Here is an 18,746-nt window from a genome sequence, read left to right as displayed (position 1 = left end):
CCGAGAATAGCTCTTGTGGCGCTATCGCGTCAGCGGCATCGCGAAGCTCGTCTCCGCGTCAAGCACCGTCTCCCAGGTCGCCTCGCAGTCACAGGACACCTGATCGAACACCGCGGGGTCCTGGCGGAGGTCGAAGTCCTTGATCGCCCGCTGGACCTGGTCGTCGCAGTCGCCACAGTTGTGCGGCCCGCGGTCGCTCCCCGCGCCGACCGGATCGGAGACGACGATGGCGTCGGCGTCGGCCGTCCGTTCGAGGACGGCGGCGACCGACCAGAGCCACGGCGGCCGGTAGCCCCCCTCGAAGTAGAGGTCGTCGACCATGGTGTACCGCTGGACGTTACAGGGGTTCATCGAGACGGTGTGGCAGTACTCCGCACACCGGCGAACCGACTCGACCATGTCCTCGACGGCCTCGCGTTCGGTGAGGAACGGCGGTTTCATCAGGAGGTAGGCTTTCACGCCGGCACCGGCGGCGTCGGCCTCCACGGTCGCCGCCACGAAGTCGTCGAAGTCGAAGTACTTGTTTACGCAGTCGTGACGGACGCGGTCGGTAGCCGTCTCGAGGCCGACCGCGACGTCGGTGGCGAGACCGTGGTCGGTGAAGTCCGCGAGCTTTTCGCGGTCGATGAAGTCGGGAAGCGACTCCACGACGATCCGCTCGCGGTCGGCGAAGGTCTCGGCGATGGCACGGCGGGTCTCGGCGCCAACCTCGCGTTCGTCGAGGAACGAGCCGGAGGTGTAGATTTTGATCAGGTCGGCGGGGTCGTCGGCGTTCTCGCGCTCGTGTTCGAGACAGCGCTCGATCTGATCCATCAGGGCGTCGTGGGCGACCGACCCGCCCTCGACGCTCTCGGCGACGTAGCCACACATGGTACAGCCGCCGGCCCGCGCCCAGCGGCAGCCGCCGGTGTTGAGGATGATCGTCAACGACCGGTAGACGCCGTCGGGCGTGTTGTCCTCGTCGAGCCACACACGGGTCGGCTCGTGTGGGTCGTAGGTCTCCTCCTTCTGGGCGCGAATCTCCCGCATTACCTGGTTGTGGGCGTCCATTCCCCGCCCCCGTTCGTAGACCTCCGGGCTCGGCTGACTCATTACCGACCGGTAGCCGACCGACGCGTAAAGCGGCTTCGGGGTGGGTCGACCGCCTCAGGACTCCGCTTGGCCGCGTGCGCGCCATCGTTCGATCCCGTGCCAGAAGGCGACACCGAGTGAGGCCCCGAACCCGTTGATCGCGGCGTCGAGGACGCTGGCGGTGCGGTAGGTGAGGAAGGACTGCAGACACTCGATGCCGGCGCCGTAGCCGGTCACAAGGACGACAGCGACGGCCGCGCCACACCACCCCGGCGAGAAGCGGGGGCGAAGTGTAGCGCCGAGAGTGGCGTAGCCGACGAGGTGGAGCCACGCCGCGAGGCCGAGGACTGTCTCCGGCCCCGACGGGCCGATCCACCGTGGATTCAGCACCGAGGCACCGAGGATGGCGACGGCGACTGTGGTGTCCAATCGAGGAACTCGTGCCACATTGTCGGCACAGAATGGCGATACAAAGAATCGGCGTAACCGATCACAGTTACACTGCCGAAGCAACGACTAACAGCTTGGAAGTGTAATAAACTAACGTACGTTACCATGACAGACTTAGGTGGATTCAGGGATCACGTAGCACACGTGGACCTCGACGGTGGCGATGTTTCGTATCGAGGCATCGACGACGAGGACGCCGAAAAGTACATCGGCGGCCGCGGACTCGGCGTGAAGTACGTCTTCGACGCCGGTCCGGACGTCGAGCCGCTCGGCCCGGACAACCGACTCGTGTTCATGACGGGGCCACTCACGGGGTCCCAGGCGGTCATGAGCGGCCGGATCGCAATCTGTACGAAGTCCCCGCTCACGGGGACGGTGACGGACTCCCATCACGGTGGCTGGTCCGGCGCCCGACTCAAGTGGTCCGGCTTCGACGGCATCGTCTTCGATGGCCAGGCGGACGACCCCGTCTACGCCGTCGTCGAGGACGGCGAACTCGAACTCCGCGATGCCTCGCACCTCTGGGGGAAGGGCATCCAGGAGACACAGGAGATCATCGAAGAGGAGATCGAGGGCTCCTACGGGAAGAACCTCTCCTGTATGGCTATCGGGCCAGGCGGCGAGAACGAGGTTCGCTACTCCTGTATCGTCAACGAGGACGACCGTGCCTCGGGCCGCGGTGGCACCGGCACGGTGATGGGCAACAAGGGCGTCAAGGCCGTCGTCGTGAAAGCGGGGACGGACATGCCCAAGCCCGCCGACTCCGATACGTTCGGCGAGGGTGTCCGGCAGGCGATGCAGGTCATCCAGGAGTCCGACGTCACCGCGCCCAACGAGGGCGCGCTCTCGATGTACGGGACGAACGTCCTGATGAACATCACGGAGGAGATGGACGGCCACCCGACCAAAAACGGCCAGTACACCTCCGGCTTCGCGATGAACGACGAGGAAGGGACCGACATCGTCGCCGAGCGCATCAGCGGCGAGAACGTCCGCGAGAACATCCTCGTGGACGAGCCGACCTGTCACTCCTGTCCGGTCGCCTGTAAGAAGGAGGTCGAGGTCAACTACAAGCACAAGGGCCAGGACATGAACGTCCAGATGGAGTCCTACGAGTACGAGAGTGCCTGGGCGCTGGGCACCAACTCCGCCAACGACGACCGAGACTCCATCGCGGTCATGATCGACCGCTGTAACGACATGGGCATCGACACCATCGACATGGGTAACATGTTCGCCATGGCGATGGAGATGAGCGAGAAGGGCTACCTCGACGACCTCGACGAGCAGATCGACTGGGGCGACAAGGAGCACATGATCGACCTCATCGAGGAGGTCGCCCACCGCAACAGCGACCTGGGCGACTTCCTCGCGAAGGGCCCCGAGCGCGCTGCCGACGAGGTGGACGCTCACGAGTGCCGCCTCGACGTCAAGGGCCAGACCATCGCCGCCTACGACCCGCGCTGTATGAAGGGGATGGGCATCGGCTACGCCACCTCGAACCGCGGTGCCTGCCACCTGCGCGGCTACACGCCGGCCGCCGAGATTCTCGGCATCCCGGAGAAGGTCGACCCCTACGAGGAAGAGGGCAAAGGCGAGCTGTGTGCCACCTTCCAGGACCTCCACGCCATCTCGGACTCCTTCGACATCTGCAAGTTCAACGCCTTCGCGGAAGGTATCGAGGAGTACGTCAAGCAGTACAACGGCATGACTGGTCTCGACCTCTCCGAGGACGAGCTCATGACGGCCGGCGAGCGCGTGTACAACCTCGAACGCTACTTCAACAACCTCACCGGCTTCGACGGCGACGACGACTCGCTGCCGGGGCGGTTCGTTGAGGGCGACGACGAGGCCATCCCCGGTCAGGGTGGCTCCGAGGGCGAACTCTGCGACCTCGCCTCGATGAAAGAGGAGTACTACAGCCACCGCGGCTGGGAGGACGGTGTCGTCACCGAGGAGACGCTCGAACGACTCGACATCGACCTCGGCCCCGGCACGGGCGTCTCCGGCTCCAGCGGCCAGGCCCCGGCGGACGACTGAGCATCGCCACGACTTCTCCGTTTTTTCTCGGTGTGTAGCGGCGCCTACGGCGACGGTTCGCGGCCGGCACCGTGGCGGAGTTCGTAGCCCGTGACGGCGGCGACCGTGCGGCCGTCACGGACGCCGTCCTCGCGCTCTTCTCCGTCGAGGACCGCCGCCAGCAGGTCGTCGTAGCCGGTCGTCGAGACGCGGATGCTCTCGTTGAAATCGAGATCAGGCTCACCGACGGGAACGCAGTCGCGGGCGACAAAGTAGTGATGGACGGAGTTGGCGATGCCGTTCGTCGGCTCGGCCGAAAACAGGTGTGTCGTCGTGTCGGCCTCGTAGCCCGTCTCCTCGCGGAGTTCCCGGCGCGCGGCCGCGGCCAGGGCCGGATCGTCGGCTTCGACGGTCCCCGCCGGGAGGCCGCGATTCACCCGGCCGACCGCCTGGCGCCACTCGTCGATGACCACGACGTCGCCGCCGGGCGTGAACGGTAACACCACGACGGCCGCGGGTTCGTCGACGTAGTGGAAGTCGGTCTCGGTGCCGTCGGGCAGGCGGACGTCGTCGCGGCGCACGTCGAAGCCGGGGCAGGTGTAGTCGATAGTCGAGTCGGTCGTCTCCCACGCCAGGTCGTCCATGTACGTGCGTGGACGGGGCGGTGCAAAAGCGTCCGGGCAGCTAGTCGCGCCACCGGACGACCAAGCCGGCGCTGATCAGGCCGAGCGAGCACAGGGTGGCGAGGAGGTGGATCTCGCCGACCCAGCGGGGGAGCCGGACGGCGGCGCTGAGGAGGCGAAGCAAGGGGGTGAGGAGGGGGACGTGCCCGCCGACCGCGGCGACGGTGTCGGCGTCACCGTAAGTTGGCCCGCCGACGGTCTCACCGGGCGGCAGACGGTCAGCCTCGTAGGGGAGGGTGCGGTAGTCGAATTGGTGTTCCCAGACGACGCGCCCGGATTCGTTGACCTGGACGAGGCGGGCGTTGCGCGTGTCGGTGATCAGCGTGGTTCCGTCGGGGAGTCGGTCGGCGTCCCGGGGCCAGTCGAATCGCTGTCCACCGGCGCCTTCGAGAACCCAAACCGGCTCCCAGGTGCCGCTCTCGGTGTGGTGGAGTTCGACCACCCGGTGGTTCTCGCTGTCCGCGACGAGGACGGCGCCGTCGCCAAGCCACTGTGGGTTGTGCTGCTGGTGGATGACGTCCGGATCACCCACGAGTCCGTCGTCGTCGGTGGCGTCGTCACGGTCCGCGTTGATCACCTCGACGACCCCCTCGCCGCGTTCGAGGACGAGCAGTTGGTTTGCGTTACGAACCGAGACGAGGAAGCGATCCTCGGCGATGCGGTCGACGTCGTTGATGTGGAGCCAGTCGCTCCGCGTCGGATCGTCCGGGGCCTCGTAGCGGGTGCTCGCCTGCCACTCCCAGGCCACCTCGCCGTTCTCGACGATCACGATCCGTTCGTGTTCCATGTCCGCGAGGACGAACCCGCCACCGGGCAGGGGTTCGACGTCGTGGACCTCGCTGGCGACCCGGTTGCGCACCGGGAACGACCACTCGGCGACCACCTCGGGGGTGGGCTGAGGGTCGATGATCCGGTACCCGGTGCGGTGACAGGGTGACTCGTAGGGGCCACAGTTCTCGTAGCCACTAGCCATGTAGCCGGCGACCACCGATCCGTTGTCGAGACGCGTCACGTCGAAGTAGACGTCGGCCGAGGACTCTCGCCACTGTTCCTCGGGTCCCGAAAGTAGCCGGACGGAGCCGCCTTCGACGTAGCTCCCGACACCCTGGACGCCGAGAAGGATGGTTCGCTCGCCGTCGGCGGGCTGTGCGGCGGGGTCGGCACTCGTCGTGCCGGTCGGGGCGAGGGCGATTCCCAGGACGACCGTGGCGAACAGGCACAGACAGCCCAGAGCGATGAGTGCGTTGCCGTAGTCGATGTCGGGATCGAACCGGGAGGGCATCTGCTCTACGTGCGCCGTCGGTGAGTTTGCGGATAAGCCTTCGGATACGGCGTCAGACCCGCGTCAGACGGGGCGCCAACAGTGAAATGGGTTGAGCCTGTAACGGTCACTGATGAGCATGGACGGCCCCCCCGACAACGTACTCTTCGAGTGGTACGGTCGATACATCGGCGACCCAGAGACGGAGACGGACGTCTATCTCGGGTTCGCGCTGTTTTTCGGCGGCATCGCGCTCGGCGCCGTCGGCATCGTCGTGTTCTTCCTGTCGGCGTTCGCCAGCGATCCGGGGAATACGGCGTTCGCGCTCCGGGAGGTAGCAGTCGTCGCCTCGGCCGGCGGATTCCCGGTGTTGTTGCTCGGCATCGTCGTTCTCCTGCCGGGTGACGAGCGGATGCGGTACGCCGCAGTTGGGGGCCTCGTCGTCTGTCTCGCGGCCGTCGCGGCGTTCGTCTCGGTGTATCCGATGAACTGGAACGTCACACGGGCGCCGGATTACAGCGCACAGATCATCGCCGTCTACGCCGTCGGCCTCGTCGCCGTCGTGGGGGCAACGGGGGCGGCGCTCGTCGGCCACCAAGTCCAGCGCGCGTCACCGGGCGAGCGCGCGGCCGAGATGCGCGCCACGACGGCAAGCGGAGCCGAGGCCGGAACGGAGGCGGGGGCCAGCGGAGAGACGGTGTCGGAAGAGCAGGTGCGACGCGACATCGACGAGGCGATGGCCGATGCCGACCTGTCGTGGGGGGGCGTCAGTCGGACCGAGACCAAGCGCCTAGAGTTCGACACCGACACCGACGTCGAAATCGACCGCGAGGCGTTCGAGAACGCCGAGGCGACGACTGTGCGGTCGTCGGGAGACGGCGTCGACGACGCACTCTCGAACCTGCGGAAACTCCAGGGTCGTGAACAGGAGACGGACGCCTCGACGGGCGTCGATGACCAGACGGCCGCGCTGACCGAACTCCGACAACAGCAACAGGCCGAGGAGGTCGCGACCGAGGAGGAGGAGGGCATCGTCGACCGAGCGAAAGGGCTGTTCTCGCGGTAGGCCGTCGAGCTATCCGGCGATGCCGACCGTCGTCGAACGGGACGATTTGGGGCGTCTGACGCCCGTCAGACCTAGGTAAGCGGTCGGACACTTGGGCGAACGTTTATGATGGCGACGAGGCATCACACGCGTATGGCCAAAGGCCTAGACGTCGGCACCATGAACCTCATCTCGGCACAGCAGGAAGGGGCTGAGACGGTCTTCGTCCAGCAACGCAACTCCTTCGTCGAAATCGAATACTCCGATATGGCAGAGCAGATGCTCTCGCGGAGCGACGTCCTCCACATTCGGAAGGACGACAAGGTGTACGTCGTCGGCGACGACGCCCTCAACTTCGCGAACATCTTCAACGAGGAGACGCGCCGCCCGATGCAACACGGCATCCTCTCCTCGGAGGAGTCGTCGGCGATTCCGATGATCAAACTCATCACCGAACAGGTAGTCGGCCAGCCCAACCACCCCGGCGAGCGTCTCTACTTCTCCTCGCCCGCGGACCCCATCGACTCCGACCTCTCGACGCTCTATCACGAGAAGACCTTGGAGTCGATGCTCGGCGACATGGGCTACGAGACCGAACCCATCAACGAGGGGATGGCGGTCATCTACTCCGAACTCGCCAATCACAACTTCACCGGCCTCGGCGTCTCCTTCGGCGCGGGTATGACCAACGTCTGCCTGTCCTACTACGCCGTGCCGGTCATGAAGTTCTCCATCGCCCGCGGGGGCGACTGGATCGACGAACAGGCCGCACAGGCGACGGGCACCCCCGTCGACAAGGTCACCTCGATCAAAGAGGACGACTTCGAACTCGACTTCCGCACCGACGTGGGCGGTGTCGAGGGGGCGCTGGCTATCTACTACGAGAACCTGCTCGACTACGTTATCGAGAACATCGCCCGCGAGGTGGACGAGGAAGACGTCGAAGAGGATCTCGACGTGCCCGTCGTCGTCACCGGCGGTACCTCCAGTCCCCGCGGCTTCGAGAAACTGTTCGAGGACCACCTGCGTGACGCCTCGATCCCGTTCTCGATCAGCGAGGTCCAGAGCGTCGACGAACCGCTCTACAGCGTCGCTCGTGGGGCGCTCGTCGCCGCACGCTCCGACGAGGAGCAAGAAGAGACCGACGGCGACCGGCAGGCTCAGGAGTCGCCCGCCGAGGACTGAGTCCGCGTCGTCGCGCCGTCGGCGTCGCCGTCCTCGTCGGTCCCCGCAGCCGACGTCTCCGTCGATGCGTCGTCGGCGCGACCCGTCTCGTCGGACTCGGTCGCATCGTGTTGCCCTTTTTTCGCCTCCCCAGCCGAATCGGCGTCCTCGCGCTCTTCGTCTCCGTCCGAATCGGCGTCCTCGCGCTCTTCGTCTCCGTCCGAATCGGCGTCCTCGCGCTCTTCGTCTCCGTCCGAATCGCCTTCCGCACGCTCTTCGTCCTCAGTCTCCGCACTCGGCTCGGCCGTCTCGGCTCCGTCCTCGTCGTCGCTCGTCTGTCGCTCGTAAAACCGGCGAAGGGCGTCGTCCCACGATTCGTCGCTCGCCCCCTCGGAGGGGCGGGAGAGCGGCGGTCGGAGTTCGACGCCGGGGTCCGCGTCGGCATCGTGGGCGCGGTAGAACCGACGAAGAGCATCGTCCCACGATTCGATCTGACGGGATTCGCCACGGTGTTCGGCGAGGATACCGACGTACCCGCAGTCCTCGCAGACGGACGCCTCCTGTCCGCCCAGAGCGTACGTGGTGAGCGTCCCGTCACACTGCGGACAGTCCATAGTTCCGGATTTTTGCCCCACGTATTTAGCCTTCCTCCCGCTCTACCCACCTAACCGGCTCGTTTATTATCTCGGGGATACTCCTCACAGAAGTGACACGCACTGCAACGCGGTTCGCGGTGGCTCTCCTCGTGATCATCGTCGCCGCCGGGGTCGCATTCCCGGCGGCGGCGGTAACGGAGCCCCGAGACGAACCCGGCGACACTCGACCCCCGGTGAAGGTGTACGTCAGCGAGACGCTCGACATTTCGTCGATCCAACTCTCCGGCGAGGGAACGGTCGGCACCGACAACACGACGTTCAACGCCGTTGGCGGCGGTTCCTCGATAACCGTCGACCCGACGAGCGCCGACTTCGACGGCGTCCAACCAGGGGCCTACTACGCCGACAGCGACCGGGACATCCGGGCGGACCTGTGGGTCGTCCGCCCGCAGGTAACCCAACTTGAGATTCGGAACAGCCGTCAGACGCGCGTAACCGGCCAGCGGGTCACCCCTGACCGCCTCCAGCGGCTGTCGGTCGAGGCCCAGTACAACTTCGCCGACGCCGACCGTCTCGACGTGTCCGTCGTCGGTCCCACCGGCGAGACGGTCGCGTCGAGTCGGATCACACAGAGTGGCGGACGAACCACTGTCGACATGGGCGATCCCGCCCCCGGTATCTACACGATCACAGTGACGGGAAGCAACGTTGAGGCCGGCACCCGCGCGGCGACGGTTCGGGTCACGGGCGACGCTGCCACGGCGACGCCGACCGCCACGACGGCCCCCACCGCGACGCCGACCGCCACGACGACGGCCCCCACCGCGACAGCAACGCCCGAGCAGACCACGACACCGACCGCCGAGCGGACCACGACGCCCACCACGACACCAACCGCCGAGTCGACAACGGGTGACTCACCCGGCTTCGGCGTCGGCACCGCCCTGGTCGCGGCCCTCGTCCTCACGGTCGCGGCTCTCGCCCGGCGTCGCTGACGGCCGACCGGGTCTAGGTTTATGCGTGTGGTTTCCTAACAAATGACCCGATGAGGTGGGATGTCGAGTGGGTCATAGTCGGGACCCTGCTGGTGGGACTGCTCGTTGGCGTGGCGGCTCCTACGGCCGTCGCGCTGAGCGAGCCGCGGAGCGAGCCAGCGGACACACGCCCGCCGGTGCGGGTGTACGTCGGCGAGACGCTCGATATCTCGTCGGCACAGCTCACCGGCGAGGGAACGGTCGGCACCAACGAAACGACGTTCGTCGCCGTCGGTGGAGGTCAATCTGTCACCGTCGACCCGGCGAGCGCCGACTTCGGCGGCGTCCAACCGGGTGCCTACTACGCCAGTAGTGACGAGGACGTGCGAGCCGACATACAGGTCGTCCGGCCGCGGATCGCCGGACTGGAGGTCCGCGGCTCGGAGCAACAGATCGTCACCGATGGTTCGGTCGATCCCGAGAACCTCCGGCGCATGCACGTGCGAGTGCAGTTCAACTTCGACGACGCCGACCGAGCGGACGTCACTGTTCGCGGGCCGTTGGGAGACGAAGTGGGTAACGAGAGCATCGTGACCAGCGGCGAGCGTGTGGTGGTCGAACTCGGGGAGCCGACACCGGGGACGTACACCGTCGCTGTCGCGGGGAGCGAACTCGTGAACGGCAACCGAACGGCGACGGTCCGAGTCAGCGGCGCCACGCCGACACCCACCGCGACGCCGACGCCGGAACCCACCGCGACGCCGACGCAGTCACCCACGACGACACCGACGCCGACACCCACTACGACACCGACGCCGTCGGTCACACCGACGCCCACTGGCACGGCGACGCCAACCACCACCGCGGCGCCCGTGACGCCAGGCGTCGGCGACGGGTTCGGACTGATTGCTGCCCTGCTCGCGCTGCTTATCGTCGCCCTCAGGCGGCGGTACTGACCGGCTGCGGCCCGCACTCAGTCGACCGACTGGGTCCGTTCGAACCGGTAGGGTGGGAGGATAAGATCGTCGAGATCGGGCATCTGTTTGACGTTGTAGACGACCTTCAGCGCGGCCGTGGTCGGGGCACCGATACAGGAGAGTTGGATGCCGCGGTCGAGCATCTCCGTCGAGAGCACGTGATCGATAGGCATGGTCATCTCGCCTTCGACGACGGCGACGGCGCAGTTCGCACACGCGCCGCCGCGACAGGCGTAGGGCCACGCGAATCCCCTGTTTTCGGCGGCTTCGAGCAGCGTCTCGCCGGGTTCGACCAGAAACTCGCCGTAGTCCACCGAATCGAGGTCGGCGTCGGCCGCGGCATCGAACAGGTCGTCGTCGTCCAGCGACCACTCCCGGTCGGCGATTACCTCGTAGTTCAGGTACTCGACGCGAGACCCGGCGTCGTGGTGGTGATCGGTCGTCTCGGCGTCGTCGGCGTCGGCGTCCCCCGACTCACCGTTCTCCATCGCCAGAATCCGCTCGTAGGCGTCTTTCACCCGCTGGAACGAACGCACCGACCCGCCCTGGTCAGGATGCGTCTCCATGACGCGACGGCGGTACGCCTCGTCGATATCGGCGTCGTCGGCATCCGAATCGACACCCAGAATCTCGAACGGATCGTCCACGGATGGAGGTTGGGCGTGAGGGGAATAAAAGAACGGATCGCCCGCGAGCGCCGTTGTTCGGTGATGCGGATGGACCTGCCAGCCGGCCGCCACCCCGCTGGCTCTCGGGTCCCGGGCACACAGAGGACGAGTCACCGCCCCGGAGTCGGAGAAGACGGACTAGCCCACTGCCCCCGTAAAACGTGCGCACCGCGCGTTACCCGTCACGTCTCCGCCCGCTCGGCCAGTGCCGACAGCGTCTCCGCGGCTCGAAGGTCGGCGATGGAACAGTACCACGCCCCACGGACACCCGTCCCGTCGTTGCTGACCGGCGTGTCGAGTGGGACGAGGTCACCCAACTCGAAGACGGTCACCGCCCGGGTGTCAGAGAAGGGGTCGATAGTCGCGACCCAGTCGCTCTCGTCCATCGGCCCCGGACCGCCTCGCGTCTGGTCGATACGGTCGGTTACTCGCGCGTAGTGTGTCACCGCCGAAACTGGCGCCGTCCGATAGAACGCCATCCACTCGAACGACCGCTGGGTGCGCCGATATGACTGCGGTGACGGGTACAGGCCTTCCCGACAGCGCTCGAAGGTGTCCGGCTGTGTCGCGACCACGCAGACGTCTCCGTCGGCCGGTGCGTCATCGTCGGGGGTGTCGGCAGCGAACCGATCCAGGTCCATACTCCGTGTCGTGTCGAGACGCACAAATACGGTCGGCCCGGCCGCGACCGTTCCTTCCCGAGCGAAGGTGTCCGGCCGAGGGAGAAGTGACGTCTCTGGCACGAAAGAGGGTATGGGGTGGCATACAGCGGGTGACCGTCGTTTTCGGCCACCCGAAGGCTGGCGCTAAGTGATGTAGGAATGCGGGAAGTGGGCCGGCGCGAATTCGAATCGCGGTTACGGCCACCCGAAGGCCGAAGGATACCAAGCTACCCCACCGGCCCGCGGTCGGACGAACGCCGGCGCCGAGTTTAACAGTTGTGATTCACCACTCAGTACGACCGGAAGCCCCCGGTGTCGAGGTAGTTGTGCGCGACGGTGATGGCGTGGTCGGCGTGGAGCGCCTGTGGCCCGAGGCGGACGCGGGCGTCGGCTCGCTCGGACAGCAGGGCCGCCTCGTCGTCGGCGAAGTCGTGGTGGTCGGAGAGGACGAACACAGGGTCGGTCGGCGGGTCGTAGTCGACGACGGGGGTCCCGGCCTCGTGGAGTTGGACGAGTGTGGCGTCCCCGCTGTGACGCCCGTCGACGGCGGCATCGAGGGTGGCGGCGAATCCGCGGCGGCGGAGCGCAACGCCGGGGCTGGACTCGACGGGCTGGTGGCCGATAGCGTCGTCGCGTCGCTCTAGGGCGCCCCGGATCAGCGCGGCCGTACTCCGCTCGTCGGGGTTGAGTCGGCGGAGGTCACTCCCCTCGAAGGAGACGGTGAACGTGTCGTCGAGGACGAGATGGACGCGGACGTCCTCGCGGATAGCGTGTGAGAGGAAGAAGGCGGAGGTGACACACCGACAGAGGACGTCGAGGCGACCGGCGGCGCCGGCGAGGTCGTCGAGCGCGAACTCGGGGGTCGTGGGGGCGTCGTGTCCCACGACGACGAACTGTCGCATGGCGGGCGTGGGGAGGCGACCGTCTTGGCTCTACTCATTCGATACGGACGGACGTCGAGGCGGTGAGAGGGTCATCGAGGAGGAGGCGGGCGGACAGGGTGTGCTCGCCGGGGTCGGCGGCGACCCACGCGTCGTCGGCGACGCGGAACCGTTGGTACCATCGAGTGCGGAACGTCTTTCGCTCACGGGCGGAGAACGCGACGGCGCCGGTCTCCCCGGGCAGGTCGTCGACGGTCGAGGCGCGGTCCACGCCGTCGACGGCCCACGTCCACGGGACGGGTGCCGTCGTCCGCAGTCTGAGAGGGATCGGGAGGCGGTTGTGGACGGTAACGCGGAGGGTCACGGGGTCGTCGGGGGGGTAGCGCTCGCGGTCGGTCGTGCAGGCGACGGCGAGCGCGCGCCGGCGAAGCGTCCGCGGCAGGAGGGCGTGGCTGGCGCTGGCGGCGTCGAGAGCGCGGGTCGCCCGCGGCGTCGTGGAGTCGTCCTCGTCGTGCCGAGGCGGGCGCGTCATTCGTCCTCCGCCAACAGGTCGTGGTACGGGCAGGCGATTTCGTGGTCGTGCTCACCGTCGCCGTCGACGCGTTCGAGGTCGGGGTGGGCGTCCCATGCCCCACAGTCCGGTTGCGCGACGGGACAGCGGGTGTGGAACGCACAGCCGTCGGGCGGGTCGGTCGCCGAGGGGACGACACCGTCGAGGACGACCCGGTCGCCGTCCCACCGCGGGTCGGGTTCCGGAATCGCCGAGAGGAGCGAGTAGGTGTAGGGGTGGTACGGCGGCGAGAACACCTCGTCGACGGTGCCGCGCTCAACGACGTGGCCGAGGTACATCACCGCCACCCGGTCGGCGAGGTGTTCGACCACCGAGAGGTCGTGCGCGATGAGCAGGAAGGCGAGGTCGCGTTCGGCTTGCAGGTCGGCGAGGAGGTCGAGCACCCCCGCCTGCACCGAGACGTCGAGGGCGCTGACGGGTTCGTCACAGACGACGAACTCGGGGTCGACGGCGAGCGCGCGGGCGATACCGACCCGCTGGCGTTGGCCGCCGGAGAGCTCCCGAGGGTAGCGCGTGGCGTGTGAGGGGCGAAGGCCGACGGTCTCCAGCAACTCGGCGATCCGGCGAGCGCGGGTTCGGTCGTCCGGGGCGAGGTCGTGGGCGTCGAGTGCCTCCCCGACCGCGTCGCCGACGGTGAGGCGGGGGTCGAGGCTGGCGGTGGGGTTCTGAAAGACGTATTGGAGGTCACGGCGGCGCTCGCGGAGCGCGGACGCCGACAGGGACCCGAGGTCGTCACCGCGGTGAGAGACCGTCCCGGCGGTCGGCGCGTCGAGGTGGACGAGGGTGCGCCCGAGCGTGCTCTTGCCACAGCCGGATTCGCCGACGAGCGCCAGCGTCTCGCCGGCGTGGACGGTCAGGTCGACGCCTTGGACCGCCTGGACCCACTGCCGATTGCCGAGCAGGCGGTCGAGGAAGCGCTCAGAGGTGGGGTACTTCTTGACGAGTCCTTCGGCACGGAGCAAGGGGTCGGTCACCGGGAGTCACCTCCGTCGGCGCCGCCATCGTCGTCGACCACGTCGACCGAGAACGTCAGTTCGCCCGATAGGTCGCCGGTGTAGGCGAGGCAGGCGGCGCGGTGGACGCCACTGTCGTCGGTCGCGGCGAGCGGCGGGTCGTGTTTCGTGCAGGCGTCCTCGGCGTAGGGACAGCGAGGGTGGAAGCGACAGCCCGGGGGTGGAGCCGAGAGGTCGGGCGTCGTCCCCGACAGTGCCGAGAGACGGTCGCGGCTGTCACCGATTCGGGGGACAGACCGCAACAGTCCGGCGGTGTAGGGGTGTTTCGGCTCGTAGAAGAGGTCGTCGACGGGGGCGCGCTCGACGGCCTGTCCGGCGTACAGCACCAGCACGCGGTCGCAGAACTCGGCGACGACGCCAAGATCGTGAGAGACGAGTTGGACCGCGAGGTCGGCGGTCGCGAGGTCGTCGAGGAGTTCGAGCAACTGGGCCTGGACGGTCACGTCGAGTCCGGTGGTGGGTTCGTCGGCGATCAGGAGGTCGGGGTCGCCCGCGAGCGCCATGGCGACGAGGGCGCGCTGGGCCATGCCGCCGGAGAACTCGTGGGGGTACTGATCGGCTCGCGTCGCCGGGTCGGGGATGCCGACGCGGTCGAGGAGAGCGACCGCGCGGTCGTTGGCGGCCGCACCGTCACGGTCGGTGTGGGTACGGACCGCTTCGGCGATCTGTTCGCCGACGGTGTAGACGGGGTTGAGCGCCGCTTCGGGGTCCTGAAACACGGTGCCGATCCGGCCGCCGCGGATCGCCTGCAGGCGGTCGTCGTCGGCCGCCGTGAGCGACTCACCGTCGAATCGGATCTCGCCTTCGATCCGCCCCGACTCGTCGAGCAGGCCGAGGACCGCGAGCGCGGCGGCGGTCTTGCCCGCGCCGCTCTCGCCGACGACGCCCAGTCGCTCGCCGCGGTCGAGGGTGTACGAGAGGCCGTCGACGGCCCGGACGACGCCGCCCTCGGTGTAGAAGCGGACGACGAGATCCTCGACTTCCAGTAACGCCATCAGCGGTCCCCCTCTCGCTCGTCGTGGTGGGTGCCGCGTCCACGGTAGGTGTCGGCGCCGGACTCGGGGTCGAGCGCCAGTCGCACGCCGTCGCCGACGAGATTGATCGACAGGACGAACAGGAAGATAGCGAGACCGGGGAAGACGGTGACCCACCACTCGCCGCCGACGAGGGTATCGCGGCCGGCCGAGAGCATGCTCCCCCACTCGGCGGTACCGGGGGGAAGTCCGAGGCCGAGGAAGCCAAGCGCCGCGGCCGAGAGGACGACGGTGCCGACGTTGAGCGTCGCCTGAACGACGACGGGTGCGACAGCGTTAGGAACGACGTGTCGAACGAGGATGTGACGGTCGCGGACGCCGAGCGCTCGTGCCGCGAGGACGTACTCGCGTTCGACGACGCTCAACACCTCGCCTCTGAGCAGGCGGGCGTAGCCGATCCAGCCGACGGCGACGAGCGCCCCGACGAGTTTCCAGAACCCCTGGCCGAAGGTCGCGACCAGTGCGATGGCGAGGACGAGAAAGGGAAAAGCATAGAGAACGTCGACCAGTCGCATGATCGTCTCGTCGACCCAGCCGCCGACGTAGCCCGCGAGCGCGCCGAGGGGCACACCGACCGCGAGTGCGAGAGCGACGGCGATGGCACCGATAGAGAGGCTATACCGGCCACCGTAGAGGACGCGGGAGAACACGTCGCGGCCGGCCCAGTCGGTCCCGAAGGGATGCGAGAGGGAGGGCGGGCGGTAGGGGTCGGCGACCCCCGAAGCGGCAGGGTCGTACGGCGCCAGCGCGAGGGGTTGGACCACGACATCGCCAACCTCGACGGGGCGGGCGAGGATCGCGAGGAGTGCCATGATCCCGATGACGACGAGGCCAGCGACGGCGACCCGGTCGCGGCGGAAGCGCCTCCAGGCGCGTCGCCAACGGTCGGTCGCGGCGGTGGGGGCGGCGTCAGCATCGTCGCCGGTATCGGTGGCCGCGGCCGCGTCCGTCCCGTCGAACCCTCGCACGCGCAGTCGGCCGCGGCCGTCGAGTGGGTCCTTCACCAGGAGTCACCTCGGGCGTTTGGAGCGGACAGGTCGGCGGTGAGTGGGAGTCCGAGCATGGTCAGTAGCGAATCCGCGGATCGAGCCAGGCGTAGACCACGTCCGCGAGCAGGTTGGCGACGACGACGCCGACGGCAACCAGCAACACGACGGCCTGGACGACGGGGAAGTCCCGCTGGAGGATGGCACGGACGAGCAGGCGGCCGAGGCCGGGCCAAGAGAACACCCGTTCGATGACGACGGCACCGTCGAGGAGGACGGCCACCTGGACGGCGGCGACGGTGACGACCGAAATCAGCGAGTTACGCAGGACGTGTTTGACGATTACGGTCCGCTCATCGAGGCCTTTCGCGCGGGCGGTGCGGACGTACTCCTTCCGGAGTTCCTCGCCGACGGCCGAGCGGGTGAGTCGGGTGAACAGCGCAGCCGAGGCGGTGCCGAGGGTGATCGCCGGCAGGGCGAGAAAGGCGAGGGATTCGGGGGCGAAAAGCGGTGCGACGGGGGGGATCACGGGGACGAGGTTCAGATGGACGCCGAACAGGAGAATCAACAGGAGGCCGAGCCAGAAGTTCGGGGTGGCGATGCCGGCGAGCGCGGCGATCCGACTGCCCTCGTCTATCGGCCCGCCCCGGTTCACCGCGGCGAGAACACCGGTCGGCACCCCGACGAGGAGGGCAACGAGGAGGGCGGCACCGCCGAGGGCGAGTGTTTCGGGCAGGCGGGCCGCGAGCGCGGCGCGCACGCTCCGGTCGGAGACGACTCGGTCACCGAAGTCGAGATGGAGGACGTCCCACAGCCAGAGCGCGTACTGTCGGTAGAGCGGTTCGTCGAGGTGATATTGGGCGCGCAACGATGCCCGGAGTTCGGGCGTCGCCTCCTGAAACTGGAGGAGATAGTCGACGGGCGTGCCGGGGAGGAACTTCACGAGGGCGAAGGTGAACACGGAGACGCCAAAGAGCACGGGAAGCGTGAGAAGCGCCCGCCGAAGGACGTACCGTCGGAGCGACATCGGCCGGTCGATCACCCGCCCCCCATCGTGGTGTAAGTGTCGGCCCAGGGGGCGTAGATAGCGGTGAACTCGCCGGTATCGAGCGGGTAGGTGCGAAAGCCGTCTAGTCGCTCGGAGCGGTAGGCGTCGAGACGCTTGTTGAACCGGACGAAAGCGACGGGGGCATCCGCGACGATCCGGCGCTGGGCGTCCTCGTAGAGCGCACGCCGCTCCGCGGTGTCGTAGGTGGCGAGCGCCTCGTCGAGCAGGCGGTCGGCCTCGTCGTTCGCGTAGTGGGCGGCGTTACAGCAGGCGGGGGTGGCCTGCCCGCCGTGAAAGAGGTTGCGCAGGAAGGTGTCGGGGTCCCAGCCACCGGTCCAGCCGAGCGCCATCATCGAGTCCGAGCGGTGGGAGTCGCCGGCCAGTACGCGGGAGGTGTAGGTGTTCCACTCGAACTGATCGAGGGAGACGTCGAAGAAGTCGGTGGCGTCGAGTTCGTCGCGGACGAGTTGGGCCCAGCGTACCCGCTCGGGCGTCTCGTTAGTGACGATGCTCGTCTCGTAGGGTGGGGTGATCCCGAGTGCGTCGAAGCCGGACGCGAGCAGTTCGCGGGCCTGCTCCGGGTCGTACCCCTGGTGCTCCTCGCGCATCTCCGCCTGGAAGGACTCGGAGGAGTAGTCGCCGAGAAGGGGGGAGATAGGAGCGTACGCGGGGCGGCCGACCCCCGCGAACACCGAGTCGAGAATCTCCTCGCGGGGGATCAGGCGGGCGATGCCCCGCCGTACCTCGCGGTTGGAGAACGGCTCCGAGGCGAGGGGGAACACGAGCATCTCGAAGCCGCCGGCGAGGCGCTCGTCGACCGTAATCGCGTCGTCGTCCCGGAGGTCGGCGACGGCGTCGGCCGGCGGGTTGTTCGCGATATCGACGTCGCCCGCCTGGAGCGCGGCCACCTGCGACGGGCCCTCGACGATGATACGGAAGGTGAGCGTCTCGATGGGCGGGGTGGCGGGCGCCTCGCCCGAGCCGTCGTACCAGTGGTCGTCGGCACGGGTGAGCCGGAAGAGCCGGTCGGGTTCGTGTGTCTCGAAGGCGTAGGCGCCGGTCCCGACCGGCGCCTCCGAGAGATCAAGGTCGCCGGCGGCGGCCGCCTCGGGAACGATTGGAACGCCCCCGAGAGAGGTTTCGAACGGTGCGTATCGGTCGCGAAGGGTCACGTCGAGCGTGTGGTCGTCGACGACGGTTGCGTCGTCGTACCAGAGGGACACGTCGGACTCGCGGGGGGTGCCCGCGTAGCGTTCGAAGGTGGCGACCACGTCGGCGGCGGTGAAGTCGCTCCCGTCGTGGAAGGTGACGCCCTCGCGGAGCGAGAGTCGCCACGTGCGGTCGTCGAGTCGTTCGACGTCGGTGGCGAGCGTCGGGCGGACCTCCCCCTCGAAGTCGACCGAGAGGAGAGGGTCGTAGACGAGGTTCATAACCTTGCGCGAGGTGGTGTCGTTCGCCAGCGTCGGATCGTAGGTCTTCACGTCGGCGCCGAGGGTGGCAACGAGTTCCGGGCCGCCCGATCCACCGGACCCGCCGGCACAGCCGGCGATACCGGCGGCCCCCGCTGCCCCGACTAGGCGAAGCAGTCGGCGGCGCGATGTGGTGGCGGGTGACATACTGTATTACCGACGGCCGACGACGAA

At 67.8% G+C, this 18,746-nt stretch carries 18 protein-coding genes, 1 tRNA gene and 1 pseudogene; 5 read left to right on the top strand and 15 right to left on the bottom strand.

What is annotated here, in order from left to right; genetic code table 11:
- Nucleotides 1-21 precede the first annotated feature (21 nt).
- On the bottom strand, nt 22-1,092 hold the full coding sequence (locus NO878_RS11780) for an archaeosine biosynthesis radical SAM protein RaSEA (RefSeq protein WP_256406189.1): 1,071 nt from the start codon (nt 1,090-1,092) through the stop codon (nt 22-24).
- 54 nt (nt 1,093-1,146) lie between these two features.
- Nucleotides 1,147-1,500, bottom strand: coding sequence for a VanZ family protein (locus NO878_RS11775; RefSeq protein WP_256406188.1), 354 nt, complete (start codon nt 1,498-1,500; stop codon nt 1,147-1,149).
- Between the two features lie 126 nt (nt 1,501-1,626).
- On the opposite strand from NO878_RS11775, the gene NO878_RS11770 reads away from it, so the two are divergent.
- Entirely contained in the window at nt 1,627-3,561 is a 1,935-nt protein-coding gene (locus NO878_RS11770; RefSeq protein WP_256406187.1) for an aldehyde ferredoxin oxidoreductase family protein, read from the top strand.
- 44 nt (nt 3,562-3,605) lie between these two features.
- Here NO878_RS11770 and NO878_RS11765 read toward each other — a convergent pair whose 3' ends face one another.
- Both NO878_RS11765 and NO878_RS11760 read right to left on the bottom strand, forming a co-directional pair.
- The gene (locus tag NO878_RS11765) at nt 3,606-4,184 is read right to left on the bottom strand and encodes an NUDIX hydrolase (RefSeq protein ID WP_256406186.1); all 579 of its coding nucleotides are present in this window, start codon (nt 4,182-4,184) and stop codon (nt 3,606-3,608) included.
- Nucleotides 4,185-4,224: 40 nt separating this feature from the next.
- Nucleotides 4,225-5,505, bottom strand: a complete 1,281-nt coding sequence (locus NO878_RS11760; RefSeq protein WP_256406185.1) for a hypothetical protein — start codon at nt 5,503-5,505, stop codon at nt 4,225-4,227.
- A gap of 112 nt (nt 5,506-5,617) precedes the next feature.
- On the opposite strand from NO878_RS11760, the gene NO878_RS11755 reads away from it, so the two are divergent.
- Nucleotides 5,618-6,550, top strand: coding sequence for a cell division protein CdpA domain-containing protein (locus NO878_RS11755; protein ID WP_256406184.1), 933 nt, complete (start codon nt 5,618-5,620; stop codon nt 6,548-6,550).
- Between the two features lie 132 nt (nt 6,551-6,682).
- Nucleotides 6,683-7,714, top strand: a complete 1,032-nt coding sequence (locus tag NO878_RS11750; RefSeq protein WP_256406183.1) for a disk-shape morphogenesis protein volactin — start codon at nt 6,683-6,685, stop codon at nt 7,712-7,714.
- Here the strand turns inward: NO878_RS11750 and NO878_RS11745 are convergent.
- Nucleotides 7,690-8,307: a DNA polymerase V family protein gene (locus tag NO878_RS11745; protein WP_256406182.1), complete on the bottom strand. Its 618-nt coding sequence runs from the start codon at nt 8,305-8,307 to the stop codon at nt 7,690-7,692. The two genes, NO878_RS11750 and NO878_RS11745, sit on opposite strands and share 25 nt — an antisense overlap.
- A 92-nt stretch (nt 8,308-8,399) precedes the next feature.
- Between NO878_RS11745 and NO878_RS11740 the strand changes: the two genes are divergently transcribed.
- Both NO878_RS11740 and NO878_RS11735 read left to right on the top strand, forming a co-directional pair.
- The gene (locus tag NO878_RS11740) at nt 8,400-9,284 is read left to right on the top strand and encodes a hypothetical protein (protein WP_256406181.1); all 885 of its coding nucleotides are present in this window, start codon (nt 8,400-8,402) and stop codon (nt 9,282-9,284) included.
- 50 nt (nt 9,285-9,334) lie between these two features.
- On the top strand, nt 9,335-10,219 hold the full coding sequence (locus NO878_RS11735) for a hypothetical protein (RefSeq protein WP_256406180.1): 885 nt from the start codon (nt 9,335-9,337) through the stop codon (nt 10,217-10,219).
- A 17-nt stretch (nt 10,220-10,236) separates the two neighbouring features.
- On the opposite strand, the gene fer is transcribed toward NO878_RS11735, so the two are convergent.
- From fer to NO878_RS11685, 10 genes and pseudogenes are all read right to left on the bottom strand, one after another.
- Nucleotides 10,237-10,887 carry a ferredoxin Fer gene (gene fer, locus NO878_RS11730; protein WP_256406179.1) on the bottom strand — a complete coding sequence of 217 codons (651 nt, stop codon included), beginning with the start codon at nt 10,885-10,887 and terminating at the stop codon, nt 10,237-10,239.
- 203 nt (nt 10,888-11,090) lie between these two features.
- A complete protein-coding gene (locus NO878_RS11725) occupies nt 11,091-11,549 on the bottom strand; it encodes a hypothetical protein (RefSeq protein ID WP_256406178.1) in 459 nt (152 codons plus the stop codon).
- Between the two features lie 190 nt (nt 11,550-11,739).
- Nucleotides 11,740-11,812: transfer RNA gene (locus tag NO878_RS11720), tRNA-Pro, on the bottom strand.
- Between the two features lie 48 nt (nt 11,813-11,860).
- Nucleotides 11,861-12,472: a tRNA (pseudouridine(54)-N(1))-methyltransferase TrmY gene (gene trmY, locus NO878_RS11715; protein WP_256406177.1), complete on the bottom strand. Its 612-nt coding sequence runs from the start codon at nt 12,470-12,472 to the stop codon at nt 11,861-11,863.
- Nucleotides 12,473-12,506: 34 nt separating this feature from the next.
- Entirely contained in the window at nt 12,507-12,983 is a 477-nt protein-coding gene (locus tag NO878_RS11710; RefSeq protein WP_256406176.1) for a DUF7974 family protein, read from the bottom strand.
- Between the two features lie 71 nt (nt 12,984-13,054).
- Nucleotides 13,055-13,996 (bottom strand): annotated as a pseudogene (locus tag NO878_RS11705) (ABC transporter ATP-binding protein); the annotation flags it as partial.
- Complete coding sequence (locus NO878_RS11700) at nt 13,993-15,030, bottom strand: ABC transporter ATP-binding protein (RefSeq protein ID WP_256406174.1); 1,038 nt, start codon at nt 15,028-15,030, stop codon at nt 13,993-13,995. The pseudogene NO878_RS11705 and the gene NO878_RS11700, both read right to left, overlap by 4 nt.
- Complete coding sequence (locus NO878_RS11695; RefSeq protein ID WP_256406173.1) at nt 15,030-16,073, bottom strand: ABC transporter permease; 1,044 nt, start codon at nt 16,071-16,073, stop codon at nt 15,030-15,032. Before NO878_RS11695 ends, NO878_RS11700 begins: the two co-directional genes overlap by 1 nt.
- A gap of 61 nt (nt 16,074-16,134) precedes the next feature.
- Nucleotides 16,135-17,082, bottom strand: coding sequence for an ABC transporter permease (locus NO878_RS11690; RefSeq protein ID WP_256406172.1), 948 nt, complete (start codon nt 17,080-17,082; stop codon nt 16,135-16,137).
- Nucleotides 17,083-17,093: 11 nt separating this feature from the next.
- Complete coding sequence (locus NO878_RS11685; protein ID WP_256406171.1) at nt 17,094-18,719, bottom strand: ABC transporter substrate-binding protein; 1,626 nt, start codon at nt 18,717-18,719, stop codon at nt 17,094-17,096.
- Nucleotides 18,720-18,746: the final 27 nt, after the last annotated feature.

This window comes from Haloplanus ruber (assembly GCF_024494725.1).
Taxonomy (GTDB): Archaea; Halobacteriota; Halobacteria; order Halobacteriales; family Haloferacaceae; genus Haloplanus; species Haloplanus ruber.
Note: the sequence above shows the minus strand (reverse complement) of the source record. Positions and strands in the feature narration are given on the sequence as shown.